The sequence below is a fragment of the Photobacterium gaetbulicola genome, from assembly GCF_003025515.1.
Classification (GTDB): Bacteria; Pseudomonadota; Gammaproteobacteria; order Enterobacterales; family Vibrionaceae; genus Photobacterium; species Photobacterium gaetbulicola.
The window spans coordinates 191,177-213,000 of the sequence record NZ_PYME01000001.1; the positions used below are offsets into that span (position 1 = coordinate 191,177).

Here is a 21,824-nt window from a genome sequence, read left to right on the forward strand (position 1 = left end):
GTTGGAACTATAGGATTTAGGTTGGTCTGCAATGAGTAATGAAACAAATATTGCGATTATCGGCATGGATGGTCGTTTTCCGGGTGCAAATACACTTAATGAGTTTTGGGATAATTTAGCCGAAGGCCGTAGCACAATTTCAGACATTCCATTAAAACGCTGGAACTGGAAAACTAATGACAGTGAAAATAAAGATCAAATATATAGCCGGCGTGGAGGTTTTATCGATGGTGTTGATGAATTTGACCCATTGTTCTTTAATATATCTCCGATAGAGGCTAAGTCAATCGATCCCCAAGAACGACTGTTTCTGGAAACCTGCTGGAATGTTTTTGAAGATGCAGGGTACTCAATGGAGCGAATTCGTAATGAACTGGCTTCGACTGGCGTATTTGTTGGTGCGATGTACAGTGATTATGGGCTTAGGGGAGGTGGTTATCATCACTGGTCGATAGCAAATCGGGTTTCGTTCTTTTTTGATCTGAACGGTCCCAGTATGGCGGTTGACAGCGCTTGTTCATCTTCGCTTTTAGCGCTGCACCTTGCCTGTGAAAGCATAAGGCGTCGGGAGTGCCAGCAAGCAATAGCTGGTGGAGTTAGTCTGATATTGCATAAAAAACATTATCAAGATTTATGCAAGATGCAAATGCTATCCGCGTCAGGTCAGTGCTCAGCTTTTGGAGAAAAGGCCGATGGCTTTGTTGATGGTGAAGGCGTTGGCGCCGTCTTGTTAAAACCATATCAGCAGGCCCTCGACGATGGCGATAGAATATACGGTATTATTGCCGGAAGTGCTGTTAATTCCGGGGGACGTACTAACGGTTATACCGTTCCCAATCCGACGCAGCAGGCCAATGCTATCGCCAAATGTTTGAGCTCGGCAAAGATACCACCTGCTGAAATAAGCTATATCGAGGCACACGGCACAGGAACCTCCTTGGGGGATCCGATTGAAATCAGCGCACTGATAAATGCTATTGACCAAAATGGCGAGGGTGAGAAACAACAAGACTGTGCTATCGGAACGGTAAAACCGAACATCGGCCATTTGGAAGCAGCGGCTGGTATCGCCGGGCTGATCAAGACCTTGCTTCAATTGAAGCACCGCCAAATAGTTCCTTCACTTAACTGTGAAAAGGAAAACCCACGCTATAACCTATCGGATACACCTTTTTATATTAATAAAGTGCTTACACCATGGACAGTAAATACTGCGAGCAATCCATCTAAACGGCGTTGTGCCGGCATTAGTTCTTTTGGGGCTGGTGGAACAAATGTGCATTTGGTCCTGGCAGAAGATAGTAAGGGGCAGCCTGATAACCGTACTGCTGACAAGGACACGAGTAGTCCTTGCATGATCACCCTGTCCGGCAAAAGGCTGGACGATTTAACCAGAAACCTTGAGAGACTGTATAACTTCTTACAGCAGGATAACCCCCCCCGTCTTGATGACTTGTCCTATAGCCTTCATGTTGCAAAGACGGACTATGAGCACCGAATGGTATTTATGTCACATTCCTTGTCGGAGCTTGTTAGCGATATCCGTAATGTGCTTGATACAGGTATCAGTGCCAACTGCTTTCGGAGCGATAACGAGCAAGAGAGAAATAGCCGCTTGCAAGTTCTGGTTCAACAAAAAGGCGGTGAAGAATACCTCTATTCATTATGGAACAGTGGATGTGCCGATAATAACTCAATGCAGATACTAGGAAAATTATGGCTTGCTGGAATAGATATTAATTGGCGTTCGCTGTATATCCGTCAACAGTTGGATAACCTCAAGATAGGCAGCAAACCGATTTTACCCAGAGTTATTTCGTTGCCGAGATATGCTTTTGACAAAAAAAGTTACTGGCTGGAAGACAATAGCCTGAGGACAAATGAGGCTGTATCGGATGGCAGCCTGAATCAAGATAGTGTGGGTCAAGCATTTTTTTTTCTCTCTGATGGCTCAAAAGAAGTCACCGAAACGTATCTGGCTCTAAAGAATGAGCCAGGTAGAAATAGGCTCTTTCGGCTGAGCAGTCCAAAAGACCTGAAAACTTCATTACTAAATCACAATATGAGTGATGCTAGTACCATAAATATATTAGTGCCTGAAAGCTATCTAAGCCTATTATTGGGAAGCGAGAGTCGTTGCAGCATAGATGAAGGTGCCAATCGAGACTTATCGGACCTGATTGATTTAGCATTACGGCTTGACCAGAGCAAAAACTATAATTTTCATTTTGTACTGCAGCCGGATAGTGATAAATCTGTCATTAACACGCTTGGTACAGTAATTTCAAGTTCAAGGAAGAATTGTACAGTCAGCGTTGCTGAACCTCTTTTGGTACAAAAGCAAATGATAGCTCGAGAAGGAATTGGGGCTATCCTTTCTAAGGATGTTAAACACGACACTAATAAAAAATGTACGATATTGACTGGTCCCCATTCAGAGTGTTTTGAGATCTTCGATGGAAATGTTGCTTTGATAACAATTGGTGACGACAAGGCTTGTTTTGATGTTGTTTACGACATCGCTCAAAACACGGCACAACTTGTAATTATTGGGGGGATGAAAAAGTCTGAAATAAATGACGAAATTGAGAAATTAGAAGCAATTGCTCCTAATGCGATTTATCTTGAGTCCAGAGCTGATAAAGCCAGTTATCGCAAAGCTGTCAATTATAGCCTACAGCGTTTTGGCAAGTTGAATGTTGTTGCTCATTGCTCTGTAGAACAAAACAAAAAAGACAATAATTTAGCTGATAATATCATCGCCACTATGTTATTGGATATCGCGAGTGAAAAGATCCCACTTTCACATTTTTTACATATCATTGTATCCAATGAGAAAGGTACAAATTCGGCTGGTACCTTATTTGAGGCATTTTGTTGTGAACGAAACAGGATGACAGCACAGCAGAACAGGTCTGGTAAGGCGATAGTGGTGAATTGGACGGTAGGCGCCTTTGAAGTGAAGCAAGACACCTCCCGGTCACCTGAACATAAGCCGCCGTCTGATAAAGAAGTTGATGACAGTCAAATCAAAGATATTTTGGTATCAATACTATCATCGGTTTTGGAAATTGATGTCGCTGAGCTGTCCACAAAGTATATGGATACGAGTTTCTTTGAAATAGGTATTGACTCAATATTTAGTGCACGCATTTGCGAGCAAATCTCGAAATATACAGTTGAGAAGGTATCACCTGTTATTTTGTACAATTATAATAACTTGCAACTGTTAGCAAAATACCTCAAAGGAAAGTGGAGCGCGGATACCCCGGGAATTGAGCACAATGTACCAATAGTCCAGCAGCACAAGGAATCGTTGGATCTTAGTGTAGCAATTAAATCAGCCGATGAAAGCGGAAGCGAGACTTTGTTTTATCGGCCGCAGTGGAATAACTTCAAGGTTAGACCTGTAATCGAAGCCATCAACAGCACTCTTGTGCTGATTGGTGCTAAACCAGATTTTGTTCAACAGCTGAAAAGCGAAACAGGAGAAAATGCTGTCTTGGTGCATGAGCACTGGTCTGATGCATTAACCGCTAAGGTGCTTCATTCAGAGACTATTTCAAAACCTATTCATTTTGTTTATTTTGCCGACGCAGATTTAAGGTTGAAAGAGGAAGGATTTAATCAAATTCACAATATCTTTTCGATGTTCAAAACACTTTTCGAAAAAGCCGATTCTTACCGGAAAATCATGGTTACCTATGTTGGCGTTGCTCCAAATAGAATATCGAATTCTGAAATGAATTCTTCTTCGCATGAGGCGGTCATGAGCTTTGGCCGCTCTTTAGCAAAAGAATTCAGCCAACTAAAATTTGACTATATATCATTTACAAACGACGTGGGTAGCCCCCGATGTAACCAAGCTTTGATAGAGTTAATTCATTCAATACAGCATACGTCCTGTAATGAAGACGATCCGTGTGTTGGGGAGAAATGGAACAAATCAGAATACTATCGCTTGGTCGGCACGAATACAGAGATTCGGCGCTGGGAGCAAACAGCTAGCCTTGAAAATGAGCTTAAGGAAAGTGGTGAAAGTCATCGAGTATTGGCAAACCTGGCAGAAAATTCGAGCTATTTAGTGAGTGGAGGCTCTACTGGAATAGGCTTACTATTTGCGTCATACCTCGCGCAGAACAGTGCGGGAAGCAATATTTATATTTGCAGTAGATCTGAACTTGGCACGAAAAGCAAGCAGATGGTTGAGCAGGTCAATGCTGACCAAAAGTTAAACCACAAGGGTTCAAAGATTGTCCATATATGTGCTGACGTTAGCCGCGAAGAGGATATAAGCCGCGTATTTAGCCGGGTTGTATTAGATGGCAAACCTTTGAAAGGGATCATACATAATGCTGGTATAACACGTGATTCCATGTTTTTGAAAAAAAGTTGGCAGGATATGTCTGCTGTATTGTCAGTCAAGATGCATGGAGTGCACTGGCTAGATGAATATAGCACTGGCCACGCGCTTGACTTTTTCGTGATGTCTTCATCTATAAGCTCGGTAATAGGTAATGCAGGTCAAAGTGATTATGCCTTCGCGAATGGCTATCTTGACGGGTTTAGCCGGTATAGGCAATTTTTAGTTGAAAATGGAGAAAGGAAAGGTCAAACGATAAGTATTAACTGGCCATTGTGGTGCAACAAAAGCTTGATCAACGGAATGGAAGTGCCTACCAATTACCGTATGCACCTGGAAGAGGAATACGGGTTGCAGCTGTTGCCTAAAGAAGCTGGGTTGCTGGTATTACAAAACTTACTGCAGAAGCCATACTCGCAAATAATGACACTTCACGGTGTATCTTCGAGATTGAAGGAAAAGGTGATTGAGCCCCTCAACGCTGAGTATTGTGCTACTCAGCCAAACGGGGAAGGGAAAGCTGTCGAAGATGAGAAGGTTTTTAATGCACCGAGCGCTGTTTCCGAAAAGAATAATTTAGCGTCGATGGATATAGCAATCGTTGGTGTTTCGGGACGATTTCCCGATGCAGAAACACCCGATGAAATGTTCGAGAATTGCTTAAAAAAACATAGCTCTGTTAGAGAGTTACCGGAAAAACGTTTCAGTCTGGCAGATATCTACGATAAAAAACCTTATCAATTAGGAAAGACTGTTTGTAAATATGCGGGCTTGCTTGAGAACATTGATCATTTTGATGCCAAATTCTTTGGGATTATGCCAATGGAGGCGAACTACATTGACCCACAACAGCGTTTATTTTTGCAATCCGCTTGGCATGCTTTTGAAGATGCAGGCTATACCAAAGCCGACTTAAATGGAAAAAATTGCGGTGTTTATGTAGGGTGTATGACGAGTGATTATCAAAAGATTATCGAGCAACAAACGCCACCTAATGCTTTTGCGATGCTGGGTACGCATGCTGCGGTACTTCCTGCTCGTTTGTCGTATTGGCTAAATTTAAAAGGGCCAGCCGTTGCTTTTGATACTGCTTGTTCTTCTTCACTGGTCGCATTGCATCAAGCTTGTAATAGTATCAGGCTTGGAGAAACCAAAATGGCTCTGGTTTCCTCTGTATATTTGGTTGTTAACGAACGCGATTTAACCACTGCGAGCCAAGCTGGGATGTTGTCAAAAACAGATGGCTGCAAAACGTTTGATCAGAGTGCGGATGGCATTGCGATTGGTGAGGCGGTTACAGCAATTGTACTTAAACCACTGCAAGAGGCTGAACGTGACGGCGATCAGATCTATGGTGTTATAAAAGGCTCAGGAACCAACCAGGATGGTTATACAAGCGGTATGACTGCTCCTAACTCTTTGTCACAGGCTGCGCTAATCAATGATGTATATCATCGCTTCGGAATTGAACATGACAGTGTCGATTACATTGAAACACATGGCACAGGAACAAAGCTTGGCGATCCTATAGAGTGCGAGGCTCTTGCTACCGTGTTTGGCGGAGAGGCCGAGCACAGAGAATATACAAAACCTTGTTATTTAGGTGCGCTGAAGCCCAATATTGGACATTCGTTCAATGCAGCAGGAATGTCCAGTTTAATTAAGGTATTGATGGCCTTTAAATATAAGACAATCCCACCAGTAACCAAGGTATCTAAAGTTAATGACTTGATCAATATTGCTAACAGCCGTCTGGTGCTGCCGCAAGAACCTGTAACCTGGACTGAGTCGATAGGAAAACCAATGAGGGCGGGAGTAACAGCATTAGGGTATACGGGAACGAATGCACACGTAATATTGGATGCTTACTCTAGAGTGGAACGTCCTTCGAAGATTACTGAATTTGTGCCGAGATATCAATGTGTTGTGATCAGTGAATCAACCCCACAGCGTCTCGCGAAACTCATTGAAGAGCTAGTCAAGCTAGAATCACGGTGGCAGCAACATGATATGTATCCAGAGATCAAGGATATAGCCTACACATCACAGCACTGCCGTATTCATCATAAATATAGGGCTGTAATCATTGCATGTTCAAAGCCGACTTTCAGTAATGCCCTTAAACGCCTTAAAATGATTTCACCAAAACAGTTAGCAGACGGGGTAAGTGAATCTGCAGAATATGTTGAAAATAACATTGAAAATAGGCTGGAGCAATGGGGTGTCGTGACTGGCTGCGTTAATAAAGATGAGCAGTTGATATTTAACAATATCAGCAATGAAAAAGAACATCTTTTCTATGACAAAATGACATTAGCAAAATGCTGGTGTATAGATGGTGTACATGTAAAAGACATCCTATCGACATCAGATATTTTGGAACAGGTTAATGCCATAAAAGTATCATTGCCATTGAGGAGTTTCGAGACTCAGTCATTTTGGATTTCAGCTGATAACAATGCTAATAAGGCTGAAGGATTAAAAAAGCAAGGCACATTATATCCTGAAAATAAACTTGTAAAAGAAAATAAATTACGACCGTTAAAACTTGAAGAAATAAAGCGTCCTAACCATGAAGAGCGCAAAAAGTTGTCAGTATATATAAAGGGACTTGATACACTTAGTATCTAAGAATAATAAATATTATAGTTCAGCTTAATGATACTAGAGCAATTAAATGGCTCTAGTGTTATTAAGCTGTCAACTTGATGGTTTTAAATTAAGGATAATGAAATGATAGTCAACGAAATTAAGCAATTAATATCTGAGTTAACAGGTTTCCCTGAAAATGAATTGACAGCTGAAACAAAATTGCAGCTGGATTTAGCACTTGATTCAATCAAGATGATGGGATTGATGAGTCAACTTGTGGCTCGCTTTGAGCATATTAGGCCGTTAACTCATGAAGAATTAGTTAAATGGGATGTAATCGGTGATGTCTTTGAACATTATAACGTGGTACAGGATGAAAGTATCAATGAAAAGGAGAATTATCCATCTGATACTGAATTTCCAATATTAAATTCTCAGAGGATATTTTTCTTATCACATGCACTAAATGCGGGAAATGGACTTTGTACACGGTTAAAATTAAAAGGGAGTCTTGACCTTGATATTGCGAAAAAGGCGTGGCAACTTTTAGTCGAAAGAACTCCTGCATTAAGAACATATTATGTGCTGCCAGATAATGCAACATCTTTTAACGAAATGATAAGTTATATCAAGCATGATGCCAAAGTTCCAGAAATAGAGGTCATTCATCTGCAGGGTGATGATGCAGATGAAATTATTAATCAGAGAATAAATAAAGAGTGGAAGCTAGATCAATGGCCACTGCATCAGTTTGATATTGGTGTGATTAATGAGGAAGAATTTTACCTGTATTTTAGTAATGACCATGTAATTTCGGACGGTCGTGGAAATCAGAATATTGTAAGTGAGTTCATGGGTATATATGATGCCATTATAAAAAATACCATATCGGAGCTTAGCTTGCCAATAACCGATATAGAGTTTGCAAACACTATAAATGAAATCAATGCTGCTCGTGATGAATATAATGACTATGATTATATAGAATATATGAAAAAAATTGGTGAACAACCATTTTTCTGGAATATGAAAAATGATGAGTTTAATCCTGATAGATCAAGGTTTAAAAATTTGTTTATCAATGCAGGTGATGAACTTACAAGAAATCTAATTAATCTTACTAAAAAGTATGATGTTTCTATCAATACACTTTTAACTGGAATGTTTATTCGAACACTGCGAGACTTTGATGAAAATTTGGATGATGTTGTATTACAAATCCCAACTAGCGGTATTTTGTATCCCATACCAAAAATAGAAAAAATGGTAGGTTGCTTTGCTCAAAACATACCTTTTAGAACGAGGGATATATTCTCAAGCGAAGGGTTTGAACAGCAAATAAAAAATTTGCATGAGGAATTATATTGGGCGATATCTCAAGGGGTAGATTCATTACAAAGTGATGTAACTGCGAAAGTTGTTAAGGATACTGTTACTTTACACAGGGGGCAGATACCATCGAAAATGATACCCTTGATCAGAAGTTTTATTCGTTCCAATATCTACTTTCCATATATAGGAAGAGTTAAACTTAAAAAACACTACGGACAGGTTGAAGTTATAGAGTATCGACCTACGACGTCAAATAGCAGCGGTGCTATAGATTTTCTTCAAGAAATATATGATGGTCAATTAGTTATGTCATTGAATTTTGATGCAATACTTTTTGACCATTCTATGATGGAGCAATTAATGAAAAATTACCACCAGTCGTTATATGATTTAGTGAGTAAGCCAGAATTACAAGAAATAGATCATAAAACAGGTGATTTTGCTCCGAGTTATAACGTCAAGACACAAGGTATTCCAGAGTGGGATATCAATTATTTTAAAAATAAGCTATTGGACTTTATTTCAGAAAATATAAATGTCAAGCTGAAAGACAAAGACGCCAAGTTGCATTTAGAAGCAGATTTGGGGCTCGATTCATTAGAGTTGATCAGAATATTTAATAAAATAGCTAAAAAGTATAATATTAAAGATAAGTTATCACTGTTTAAGTGTAGAACTTTAGAGCAACTAGCTGACTTTATAATTGAAGCTAACTCGAAATTAAACAAAAATACAAAAACGCAATTTTACACTGATGTTGAGCCTATTCCGTTTCGGCATTTCATCAGGCAGGCTAGTTTAACCCCGGAAGCTACGGCTGTATATGATAAAAATGGCCGTATAACCTATCGTGAACTTGATGAAAGTTCGAATCAACTGGCAAATTACCTTGTGAGCCAAGGTGTTGGTAATGGCAAGTTGGTGGCGATCCACCTGAATCGAAGCTGTGAAATGATCATAGCAATGCTAGCAGTTCTCAAAACCGGAGCAGCGTATGTACCTATCGACGATAAGTTTCCTACCCAGCGGGTGACATACATTCTTGAGCATGCCCAGTGTGACATTCTCATTGCTAATTCCAATGTTGCAAAGCAAGTTGATGACTTATTGCTAAATTCTTCGCAATTGAACACAATCATTTTTATGGAACAATGGACTCCGCTGCTGCGAAACCGCAGCGTGTCAGAGGTAAGCCTAGTATCAAAGTCGGTATGGTCTGAATACAGTATCTTGGAAACAGGTATTCAGGTAAACCCTAATGATACGATGATTGTTCTATATACGTCAGGGTCGACTGGTAATCCTAAAGGGGTCGAGCTTAACCATCTCGGCTATATGATAAGGATGGAATGGCATCAAGACTTGTTCAGACTTATTGCTGGAAATCGTGTTGCCCAGAAGACATCCTGTAGCTTTGATATTTCTGTATGGGAAATATATTGGCCGCTGATGCTGGGGGGAGAGGTAGCTATTGTTGATACTGATACAGTCAAGAACCCTTGGGCATTAGCTGATTGGCTAACGAAGGAAGCTATTAACTATATGCATTTTGTCCCCTCAATGTTGGGCGAGTTCCTGAATGCAGTGGAAGGTGACGCACCTGATTTGTCGGCCATGAAATATCTAGTATGTAGCGGTGAAGCATTGCCACGCACTTTTGTTCGACAATGGTTTCATGAGTATGGTTCGATCCCATTAGCTAACCTATATGGGCCTACAGAGGCATCGATTGATGTAAGTGCATACGTTATTGATTCTATGCCTGAAGATAACGATAAGTCGATACCGATTGGAAGCGAAATGCCCGGTGTTCAATTATTGATTATAGATGAGCATGGAAAGCGGGTTAATCCTGGTGAAACTGGGGAGTTGTGTATTGCCGGACCACAACTAGCGAAAGGTTATCTTAATGACGAGGAAAAGACAGAACAAACATTCATTGATAATATTTGGCAAGATATTAAGTCCGATAAAGTATATAAAACGGGCGACTTGGTAACTTGTGACAGCTCAGGCTGCTATACCTATAAAGGCCGTCTTGACCATCAAGTTAAGATTAGAGGTTATCGAGTAGAACTTGGTGAAATAGAAAATGTACTTCTTTCTCATCCAAATCTGGATGAAGTTGGAGTAATAACCAAAGAAATTAACAATACGCAAAAAATAATCTGCTTTTATGCGGGTAAAGAAACGAGTCTTAGTGAAATGACAGGCTTCGCCGAAGGGAAGCTGACTTCATATATGTTGCCAAACTATGCAGTTCATCTTAGTAGCCTACCTAAAAATCATAATGGTAAGCTTGATCGTAAAGGCCTGTCACAGCTAAGTGTAGATTTTTCGCGCCAAAGTAATAGCTCTCTGCAGCCGGTATCTACGGTAAATGATACAAAATTGCCGTTAGGGTCAGCACAGCGTTGGATAATGAATCACTTCGATAAACCATATAATTGGTTTGGATATCATCGCTTTACCTATAAGCAAGCTTTGGACTTGGAAGTATTCACAGCGGCTCTGAACAAACTAATTTCTAGTCACGATGCATTAAGAACTGTTATCGTTCCAGGTGAACGGTTTCATTATCAGGAGTTTGTAGACAGTGATAACTCTGTGAATCCCGAACTGTTCAGTGCAGAGCACCTCACCACACTTGAGCGTGATGAACAAGTAGAGCTTAAGATAGCTGAGCTTTTGGAGGAGATTAAAATTGAAGTTTTTCCTTTATGGCGCCTTCTTATCGTCAAAGTAACTGATAATGAATTTGACATTTCAATTATTGGCCATCATCTGATCTCAGATATGATTTCTTCAGAAATTTTCTTTAGGGAGCTGTGGAGAAGTTATGGTCATTTCCTAGAATTTGAACAGTTTCTTGATGAGCCAAGAAAAACACAATATGGTGACTATGTCTGTAAAATTAGTGAACTGGAGTCTGCAGGTAAGCTAAATAATCACTTGGAATATTGGATTTCAACTCTTGGAAGTATTTCCAAAAAATCACTTATTCCTCTCGAATGTAATGATGGCATAAATGACCAGGCGAGCGAAGAAATAGTATCGCGCACTTTTTCAAAAGAACAGACGGCTTCACTTGTCATGTTAGCGAAACAACACTATCAGTCTTCGTTATATAGTGTACTTGCGTGCCCACTGTACGATCTGATTGCAGATCATCTAGGATTAGATACGGTTGTAGTCAGTCATAAATTTAATGGAAGAGGGGGCGATATTGAAGGTATTAATACTACAAACAGTATTGGTAACTATGCAGTCAATGTACCTTTAGTTTTGAATTGGAATCACAACGACAGTTGGGCTAGAAAAGTAGCTAACGTTGAGAATGGGATTGCCGCTATTCCGCTGTCAGGTATTACCTATGACTGGCTAGGCGACAGATTACCAGAATCGTGCTACCCCGATGAAAAGCTGACTTCCGTACGGCTGAACTATCTTGGATATGTTACAGCTCCTAAATCAGATGTGTTTGAGTTTAATGAGAAGGATTCACACCAACGAATTTCGTTTCCTCAGCAAAAACGAGTAAGTGAAATAGAATTTTGGCTTTCTATACATGAGCAGCAACTACAGGTAAGAGTAGGGTATAGCTCTAATCGTTATCATGCTAAAACAATTGAGAACTTGGTCGAAGAATATACAACAAGACTGTTGCGTATGATTAACTTTAAGAGTGAAATTAAAGAAAGCTCACTAGAAAATATCATGCAATAAGAGGCTTTTGACAATGTACCGTTTGGATATCTCATCTAGGAATACCAACTTAACTCGCTTATACCTTATTGCGTTCATGGCTGGGTTCTCACTCGGTATATTTCCTCCTTTGGTGTCTATGTTAATGGACTCCAAAGGAGTGCCAACTGATTTAATTGGATTAACTTCAAGTAGCTACTTTATTACCATGGCAGTAATTACTCCTGTTGCTGGAGGTTATATTACACGATTAGGTATCAAGCCCGTAATGCTGGCTGGAGCAATGATAACGGCTATTTTATCTGGGTGCTATGCCTTTTTCGAATCTTTAGAGATATGGATATTATTACGGGTAATAAGTGGTATAGGGATGGGATTATTTTTAGTTGCTGGACAGACATCTGTAAATTTACTAGCTAGCAATAAAAATAGAACAGCAGTATCGACTATTTACTCAATATTATTAGGAATAGGTTTTGGTATAGGTCCTGTGTTCGCTGCTTATATGTATGGATTTGGTGAAAAAATGGCATTTGTTGTTGCTAGCATCGTTATCATTATATCTATACTAATTGTCAACTTTGGATTTAAAAACCTCAAGCCAAGATGTTCAGAAGATGCAATAAAAGGAAAAGCAGGAATTTCTTCTATTATAGTACCTTTGCACTATATATTTGCATATGGAGTACTGGAGAGTGTGATGATCTCTTTAATTCCATTGTTAGTACTAAGCATGGGTATGACTGTCAAGTATACTGGCTATCCTTTTTTAGTTTTTATTTTATGCTCTGGATTAGGTATGGCATTTTTAGGTCAGCTGGAGAAGAGCTTGGGTAAAGATAGCTTGTTAAAGTTGACTACATTGATTGGCTGTATCCTTCTTTTTGCTATGTCATTGATTGGATATGACTCTTTTGGTTATGAGGATAAGATTAACTTCATTGTTTTATTGATATTTTGTGGGTTAATCGGACTTGTCTTAGGTCCTATGTTTCCGCTTGTTTTGTCAATGATTGGCGATAAACTTGATGAAAATAAAATAGCATCTGGTAGTGCATGGTTTACAGCAATGTTTAGCTGGGGATGTGGTATAGGACCAATTTTATCTTCTTTCTTAGTTGAGAGAACAGGCGATAAAGGTTGGTTTTTTTTAGTGTCAGCAATTCTTTTTTGCTCAGTTTTAGTTAATTTCCATTTACAGCACCTTCGAACAGAAAGAAAACTAGTGAACTGATAATTAATGAGTTTTAAATTACGGATTATGAAATAAGGATGGATTTAATGAGAATAAATATCGTAAAAGCATTTATAACAGCTACGATAGCAATGTTATCTTTAAATGCAGCTAATGCTGCTGTGACCAAAGTTGAAGGTCTTACAGGACAGCAGATAGCCGAAAAAGTTGCAGCTATGGAAGATGGCTATGTCGGTGAGAGCCGTAAGTTAAAATTCCTAATTTATGATGCAAACAATAATGAAACTGTTAGGGAAATGGAATACTTTGCAAAACAGTATGAAAACAGATTTGACCGCAGCATTGTAAAATTCACGTATCCAGCGCAATTAAATGGTGTACGTTTATTAACTCATTCTAAAGGTGCTGACGATGATGATCAGTGGTTGTTTTTACCTTCAATAAAGAAAGTAAAAAGGATCGCCACCTCAAATAAAAGTGGTGCATTTATGGGTTCAGAATTGGCTTACGAAGATATCTCTATTCGACAGCTTGAAAAATATCAGCGTATTTTATTGGGTTCGGAAATAATCGACGGGGTTGAATCTTATGTGATAGAAAGGACACCGATTAAAGCAAATAGTGGTTATAGTAAACAAATCATCTGGCGAGATCAAACTAACTTGCTAGAGATAAAAACAGAGTTTTACGATCGAAAAGGCGATCTGCTTAAAGTAAGAAAGTCCATGGATTGGAAAAAGTTTGGTAAATATTGGCGTGCACAAACCGTGGAAGTTTTTAATGTACAGACAAACAAACGCACGGTAATGGAACTAAGTGAAATTAAATTATTTGAAGATTTTGATAATGTCAATTTTACACCTAGGCGATTTCAGCGTTTTTAAACGATAACATAGATTAAAACGCATGTAGGTAATCTGAATGACCAAAAAGTGTAAGCAAATAAAAGCTAATTGTTATTACGCACTAATACTATTATTTACTACTATGGTTGCCGCAGAAGAGTCAGTTTTATTAGCGGCTATATATGAAGCTGATTCAAGTGTTGAGCTTAAGTACTATCGAGATCAGTTTGATGAAACACCGCTACCAGGTCAATATTCATACACTGATATGTTGCAGCTTAGAGTTAAAGCATCGGGATTTATAGCTGATAATAGTGGTTTTGGAATAGATGCCTTTACGAGGTTCAACCCAAATTATAATGATCAAATTGTAGCAGGATTTGATGAGCTGTGGTTTCAGACACTAAGTGGTCTTTTTGAATATACTCTTGGTTATCAAATTATTGATATGGGACTGATGGAAAATAAACCCATTGTCGATGTTTTGAATAGTAGAGACTTTCAATATGACTGGTTACGTCCTGATAAAATTGGTACTCCTTACATTACTACAAAGTTTCTAGGTGATTCTAATAACTTAGAATTTTACTATGCACCATTTTTTATTCCAAATAGGGTGCCTGATGTGGAGTCAGGTCATTATTATCCGGGTCTAAATACTATTAACAAAAAAAATGTTCATGATAAGCAGTGGGCTATTCGTTATACCTATTTTGGTGATCATGTCGAGTTTGGGTTAAGTTATATGTATTTAACACAGGAACACTTGTTTAGTCATCCTAATAGTTCGCAATTTACTAACCGGAGGTTGGGAGTTGAGTTGACTGGGTTATACGGAGACATTTTACTTCGCTCAGAGGTGGTTTATCAAAATCCTACAGGTGACTTGAGTAGTGGAACTATAGGTGCTGTAGGGGTTGAACATACATGGCAAAGCCTGTGGGGTAAGTCGGATCTTACATTAGTGTATGAGTATTTTTTCAATAACACTGATGGAACAGATATGACTGTATTTGAGGAGAACTACTTCTCAGTAAGATGGGCTGCGAATGATGAAGCCCTTACTCAAGTTGAATTAATTGCGATAGGCCAGCGTTGTGACTGTACCGCTGATGTTTATAGAATTAGTCTTAGGCGATCTATTAATGATAAGTGTACATTCGAAATACAATTTCAAGACTCTCAAAAATATTTCTCTCGAGGTGATTTAAATGAAGATGGCTCAGGTTGGCTTAGAGTTAAGCTAGAATATTCTTTTTAATATTAACAATATCAGGACGATAAATTGTGAAATCATTTATACCAGAGGATAAAGGAATGGATGACTATGATATGTTACTAGTGAGTAAAACCAATATACCTATTCTAAGCTATTGCAATTGGTTATTGCGTAATAGGCTCATAGTATTTACTTTAGTGATGCTAGTAACTTGCTTTTTCGGATACTTTCTTAAAGACCTAAGGTTCGATTCGAATTATAGAATTTGGTTCTCTGAGAACGATACATATCTTCAGTCATATGATAATTTTATTACAGAATTTGGTAATGATGATATGTTTGTTGTGGCTTTTAATGACCCGAATGGGGTGATCAATGAAAAACCAATACAAACAATCGTGCGTCTTACCGATCAATTCTGGAAAATGACAGATGTTATTCGTGTTGACTCACTTACAAATTACCAAGGGATCTATGCTAACAATCATGATATTCATGTTGATGCATTATTTCCTGATATCTATAGTGTTAATGCCAAGAATCTTAAAAGAGCATCAGATTATGTAGAAACTGACGCTCTACTGATGGGTAGCCTAATAACAGCTGATAAAACTACTGCTATATTGCGAGTAAAGTTTTCACCAAATGCAAATCGAGAAGTTCTTCCTGTCGTTATTTTTGAAGAGTTAACAAAAATCTTACAAATTGAAACGGAGCGTAGTGGTTATGAGTTTTACATGGCTGGTGGGCCCATAACGGATGCTGCATTCGATCAACTTGCTCAAAAAGATGGAGCCACACTGAACCCTATATTGTGGACAACTTTGCTAGTTGCACTTTTCTTGTTATTTAGAAATATATGGGCGGTGTTAGTTCCATTTATTGTCGCTTGTTTTGCAATTGTAATTACTCTTGGTATTACGTCAATGTTGGGCTTTAAACTCAACACGATGACAGTATCTTTGCCACAATTTATTATGGCAATTGCTGTTGCTGGATCACTACATATCATATCTGGCTTTCTGTTTAAAAAATCGACATCGGCTTCGACAGCTGATGCTGTACGCTATACAGTACTAAAAAATTTCAAACCGATAATGCTGACGAGCATTACCACAGCGATAGGATTTTTCTCATTCATTTTTGCTTCAGTAGAACCTATTAAAACAGTAGGCCTAATGGCAGGATTCGGCACTTTGGTTTTGAGTGTTCTTTTCCTTACTTTAATGCCTATTATTTTAAGTTTGTATCCAAAAAAACCATCGAAAAGGCTCACTAAAGCGAATTATCTCAACGGACAAGGGTTTGTTCGTCTATCTAAATGGATTAATTATAGGCAAAAAGGGGTTCTTACTCTAGGGGCTGTTGCAGCTTTAATTGCAGCTATCTGTGTACCAAGTATTAAGATTGATACTTTAACATCTGAATATTTCTCTGATAATTATTGGTTCAAACAAGCAATTAATTTTATTGAAAAAGAAGGCTCAGGTGCTGCTGTCTTTGAGATATTGATCCATAGTGAAAAACCGGGTGATGTGGCTACCAAACAGTATATGGACCAATTATCGTATTTTACTGATTATTTAACAGAAGAGGCACCAGGAGGGTTCACTTCTGTCTACTCGTTATCTACAATAATTAAGAATATCAACAGGGCAATGAATCAAAATGATCCAACTTATCATGTAATTCCTGAAGATGATCAAACAATAGCACAATATTTGTTCTTGTATTCTTTATCTGTTCCTGTAGGAATGGATATCAATGATAGAATCAACATAAGTGAATCTTCTTCTCGTATCACAGTTATTCGTCCTCTGTTATCAACCAATCAGAGTCGTTTAGATATGAAGGAAATTCACGATTGGGTTGAGAATAACTTAACAGGAATTGATATTGAGTTTACTGGCCGTGATGTTCTTTATACCAATATGGGCAACAATATAGCGATGACTTTTGTTAAGTCTTTAGGTGTTGCTCTAGTCGGCATTACTTTATTGATTGCTGTGATGTATCGATCTGTTAAATATGCGATATTGAGCTTGATTCCGAATGTTTTCCCTTTGGTAGTCGTTGTTGCTGTAATGGTTATTTTTGAAGTGAGGTTAAATGTAGGTACTGTTATGGTAGCTAGCCTTGCATTAGGTATTGCCGTTGATGATACTATCCACTTCTTAAATCATTATTTAGCAAGTAAGAAGGCTGCATTCACTACACAAGAATCAATAGAGAACACATTAAAGTTAATTGGTTATCCGATTTTTTCAACAACAGCCGTTCTAATATTGTCATTCCTGACATTCATTTTAGCTAACTTTAATCCTAATCTCTATTTTGGATTATTGCTAAGTGTAGGTATTTTTGTAGCATTTATTTCTGATGCATTTTTATTGCCTGCGGTACTGCTTCGTTTTGATAATAACGAGGAATATGAAACTCATGAAAAAGGTGAGTTATTAACAGAGCAATCTTGTTAGTTTTTGTAACTGAAAGCTAATTTATAAAAATATGCTCTGCCTGAAGCAGAGCATCTTATTGAGGAAAATGACTTGAACCGTAGGAATATATTGAAGGCACTATTTGCAACCGGTGGAGTGGCGGCGCTAGGGGGATTTGCTGTTGTTAACTATAATAAGGTTGACTATGGTCACAGAGGATATCGAACTTGGTATCATGATGAGCCATTGGGTTACAGTTTGGCTGAATATCTTGTTCTTGCTGGTACTTTGGCTGCAAGCCCTCATAACACTCAGCCTTGGAAGTTTAGCGTTTCTGGGAGCAATATTGATCTGTATGCTGATCACCGCCGCCATTTAGGAAAAGCCGATCCATTACGCAGGATGATGGGGCAAGGGTTAGGGTGCGCAATAGAAAACATGGCGGTGATGGCAAGTTCGTTAGGCTACAGCTTATTTGTTGATGATAGTGTGTGTAATGAACACTTCTACGACAGCGGTCTTGTTGCCAGGTTGCAGTACACACGTATCACTGATACCTCTAACGGGCATCACCAAACAGATGATTTGAAGGATTTACCTGAAGTAAAGGCAATCTTTAACCGTCAGACCAACCGAAGTTCCTACACAGGAATTGGAAAAGTTAGTTCGCATTATTTTGATGCAGCTCTGGAACAAAAGCCTATTGCAGATGTTGGTGTTACTTGGCTTGACGATCGCGCCAAATGCCAGGACATAAGTGAAGTATGCAGTGTCACTGTTAGAGAGTTTTTAAGTGGTGATGCAACTAATGACGCAATGAAATGGTTTCGTCGTAATAGGGCAGAAATGTTATCAACAGGAGATGGGATTTCAATCTTCCAGAATGATGCTCCTATATTGATAAAGCATTGGATGCAGCTTGCTGCGACTAAGGAAGATTTAGTTAACCAGCAATCAAAACAGTCTGAAATCGATATGGTTGATACTAGCTGCGATCACGTCCCTATGTGGGGAGTTATCCATTCTAGTACCGATCAGCCTAAGGATTGGCTCAGTGTTGGTAGAGTCTTGGAAAAATGCTACTTATTATCGGCAAAATTAGGATATGCAATTTGTCCGGTTAGCTATCCTGTGGAGAGTATTGCGGGGAGGGAGGCACTGAGACAGATTGCTGAAATAGATTCGGGGCGAGTGCCCCAAGCTTTGGTTCGTGTTGGTTTAGCACCTCGAATGGAGAAGTCTGTAAGGCGACCTCTGCAGTCTGTACTGGTATAGCTTACGCAAAAGCTATTGATATAATAAATCCTAAGTGCTTATTTTTGGCACAAAAGCATGGTCAATTTGATTAAGGTTAGATATGACAGTTTATATGTTTCCTGGACAGGGTTCTCAATATAAAGGTATGGGAAAAGATCTTTTTGATAAATACCCTGAATTCCTAGATAAAGCTGATTCTTTTTTGGGCTATTCTGTGCGCGATTTATGTTTAGACGATATAGGTGATAAGCTAAACAACACCCAATATACTCAGCCAGCTCTTTTTGTTGTTAGTGCATTATCTTACTTGAATGAAGTAGAATTGACAGGAGTGATTCCAGATTATGTTATTGGTCATAGTGTTGGCGAATACTCAGCACTTTTTGCTTCAGGTTTACTCGATTTTGAAACAGCGATTCGGTTGGTAATAAAACGAGGGCAATTGATGAGTAAGGCTGAAAATGGAGCAATGGCCGCCATAATTGGGCTTAATAAAGATAAAGTTAACAAGATTTTAAAGCAGAATAAAATTAATAGTGTTTGGGTTGCCAATGACAATTCTTCTTTACAGGTAGTGATAAGTGGTGAGCAACAGATTGTACCAGAACTGTCATCACTTTTTTTAAATAACGGTGCTACGTATTTTGTACCTTTGAAAGTGAGTGGTGCTTTTCATTCACCATTGATGAAAACTGCTAAGGATGAATTTACTCACGCGCTGGATGAAGCCCGCTTAAACAGCATATGCATTCCAGCTATTTCAAATGTTAACGCAAGACCTTATGCAAAGCAGCGAGTAAAGCTATTGTTATCGGAACAAATTACGGGCCAAGTTAGATGGTTAGAGTCTATTGAATACTTATTGAGCATTGGCGAGTTTGAGTTTAAGGAATTAGGGCCAGGAAGTGTGTTGACTAAGTTAGTGAATAATATTAAAAATGAGTATAAGGTAAGTGCCTGTCAATAAGGTTTACGGATGTTCTTAGAGGTTATTAAGGCGATTAAAGGTCAATTTATTAATTACTGTTATCTAATAATTGATAAAAAGCAAAAAATCGCTATCGCGGTAGATCCTGTCTGGGATGAAAAGGTTTTTAAACAGTATTTAGAGTTTCATGATGTCAGGTTAGCAGCAATATTGCTAACTCATCATCACTTAGACCATAGTTCTTTGTCTGATCAGTTAGCAAGAAAGCACAATGTCCCTGTGTTTATGTCAAAAAAAGAAGCAGAATATTATAATTTTTCTTGTTATGGTCTTTTACCATTAGAGCGTGATAGCGATTTTACTATTGGATCTACAAAAGTAGAGTTTATCAATACACCAGGACATACTTTTGGCAGCCTTTGCTATTTAATTAATATACCATTTGTTAATCAAAGTTGGTTGTTCAGTGGTGATACACTATTTGCTGAAGGTTGTGGTGTTTGTATCGAGAGAGGTAGTAGCCCAGAGCAACTTTTCGATAGCTTGCAAAAATTGAAAGAAATTTGTACTGAATCGACAAAAGTTTATCCTGGTCATAGTTTTGGTCTAGATGTTGGACAGGCTTATAAGGTTGTACAAGATAATAATCTTTACATGTCAATTACGGATAAAAGTGTCTTCGTCCAATTTAGAAGAAAGTCTGATGTTAAGAATGCATTTAATTTTGTATAGAACTTACTTTAAATACATGGTGCATACCATCATTGATGATATATAAAGATCGATTAGATATGTTTTTGAGCTTGAGGTTGAATTCATGAGGATTCGATATCGAAATTAACTATTTGATAATAATAGCGTCTTGCTATAGGATTATTAGAGTTAGCAAGACGCTGCAATATCTATATTTATATCTAGAATTTTCGGTTGTATTAGGCCTTTGCTGATAGCAATAGCAACAGTATGTTGTCGATTGCATGCACCTAGTTTAGTGGCTGAGTTGTTTAAGTGAAAACCTACTGTTCTTTCAGTAATTTTTAAGATTTGTGCAATTTCCCAAGTTGTTTTACCTTCACAAACCCAAAATAGACACTCCTTTTCTCGATTAGTAAGTTCGGTTTCGGGCTCTTGTACACTTTCGATGGATAATAAACTTCTGAAAGTTTCAAATAGATGCATAGAAAATGTATGTGCGTATGGTAGAATTTTGTTCAATTGTTTGACACTTGCATGAGTGCAGTTGTCAACACCAAGACACATGATTCCAACTTCTCCTTTACCGGATCGGAAAGGAATACTTAAGCCATTTTTCAAACCTAACTCATTAGCATCTTTTACAAGTTGCATAAAATTTTTGTTCTTATGGGGTTGGTTGTCTAACAATTTTTCCCACCTAACAGGTGAGCTTTGAGACATGATCTTCAAAATGATAGGATCAATAGCGAGTTTATTTTTGTTATAAAATGCTTTGATAGATTCCGTATTATGATTAGTTATAATATTAAAGTTTGGGTTGCATAGAGACTTGTGTGATATGACACCCATTAAATAAAATGGTATTTCAGTTGATTTACATAACTGCTCACAAATAGAACGCAATTCACTTTCACTACTTGCTTTTTCTAATTTTGAAATTAATTTGTATAGTATAATTGCATTCATCAATAAACCTTTGAATCTTTAATATAAGGATTACTTACATGAGTTAATTGTTAGTTGTTTGTTTGGCGATTTTTTTAATTATACAGATAAATATTGATAACTATCAATAACTATCAATGCTGATAAAGAGAACTGTCTCTAACATTTTTTGTTTTCAGACCTAAACGGCTTTGTTGACTAAATCATACTGAACTATCTTCTATTATCGCGATCTGATCTGGTACACCTTGTACTGGACGTAATCGATGAACAAGCTAATGAAGCCTGGAACTGTTCTGTTCACCACGG

At 38.3% G+C, this 21,824-nt stretch carries 10 protein-coding genes; 9 read left to right on the forward strand and 1 reads right to left on the reverse strand.

Annotated elements, in window-relative coordinates; translation table 11 throughout:
* The first annotated feature begins 31 nt into the window (after window positions 1-31).
* From C9J03_RS00800 to C9J03_RS00840, 9 genes are all read left to right on the forward strand, one after another.
* Window positions 32-6,994 (forward strand): SDR family NAD(P)-dependent oxidoreductase, encoded by a 6,963-nt coding sequence (locus C9J03_RS00800; RefSeq protein WP_044620961.1) that lies wholly within the window; start codon window positions 32-34, stop codon window positions 6,992-6,994.
* A gap of 102 nt (window positions 6,995-7,096) precedes the next feature.
* Entirely contained in the window at window positions 7,097-12,013 is a 4,917-nt protein-coding gene (locus C9J03_RS00805; protein ID WP_044620962.1) for a non-ribosomal peptide synthetase, read from the forward strand.
* Window positions 12,014-12,026: 13 nt separating this feature from the next.
* On the forward strand, window positions 12,027-13,226 hold the full coding sequence (locus C9J03_RS00810) for an MFS transporter (RefSeq protein WP_082060461.1): 1,200 nt from the start codon (window positions 12,027-12,029) through the stop codon (window positions 13,224-13,226).
* A 47-nt stretch (window positions 13,227-13,273) separates the two neighbouring features.
* Window positions 13,274-14,071, forward strand: coding sequence for an outer membrane lipoprotein-sorting protein (locus tag C9J03_RS00815; RefSeq protein ID WP_052829599.1), 798 nt, complete (start codon window positions 13,274-13,276; stop codon window positions 14,069-14,071).
* A gap of 37 nt (window positions 14,072-14,108) precedes the next feature.
* A complete protein-coding gene (locus tag C9J03_RS00820; protein ID WP_044620964.1) occupies window positions 14,109-15,293 on the forward strand; it encodes a hypothetical protein in 1,185 nt (394 codons plus the stop codon).
* A gap of 56 nt (window positions 15,294-15,349) precedes the next feature.
* Window positions 15,350-17,728 carry an efflux RND transporter permease subunit gene (locus C9J03_RS00825; protein ID WP_044620965.1) on the forward strand — a complete coding sequence of 793 codons (2,379 nt, stop codon included), beginning with the start codon at window positions 15,350-15,352 and terminating at the stop codon, window positions 17,726-17,728.
* 90 nt (window positions 17,729-17,818) lie between these two features.
* The gene (locus C9J03_RS00830) at window positions 17,819-18,964 is read left to right on the forward strand and encodes a nitroreductase family protein (protein WP_146149049.1); all 1,146 of its coding nucleotides are present in this window, start codon (window positions 17,819-17,821) and stop codon (window positions 18,962-18,964) included.
* Window positions 18,965-19,046: 82 nt separating this feature from the next.
* Complete coding sequence (gene fabD / locus C9J03_RS00835; protein ID WP_044620967.1) at window positions 19,047-19,913, forward strand: ACP S-malonyltransferase; 867 nt, start codon at window positions 19,047-19,049, stop codon at window positions 19,911-19,913.
* Between the two features lie 9 nt (window positions 19,914-19,922).
* A complete protein-coding gene (locus tag C9J03_RS00840) occupies window positions 19,923-20,606 on the forward strand; it encodes an MBL fold metallo-hydrolase (protein ID WP_044620968.1) in 684 nt (227 codons plus the stop codon).
* A gap of 150 nt (window positions 20,607-20,756) precedes the next feature.
* On the opposite strand, the gene C9J03_RS00845 is transcribed toward C9J03_RS00840, so the two are convergent.
* Complete coding sequence (locus tag C9J03_RS00845) at window positions 20,757-21,536, reverse strand: helix-turn-helix transcriptional regulator (protein WP_044620969.1); 780 nt, start codon at window positions 21,534-21,536, stop codon at window positions 20,757-20,759.
* Window positions 21,537-21,824: the final 288 nt, after the last annotated feature.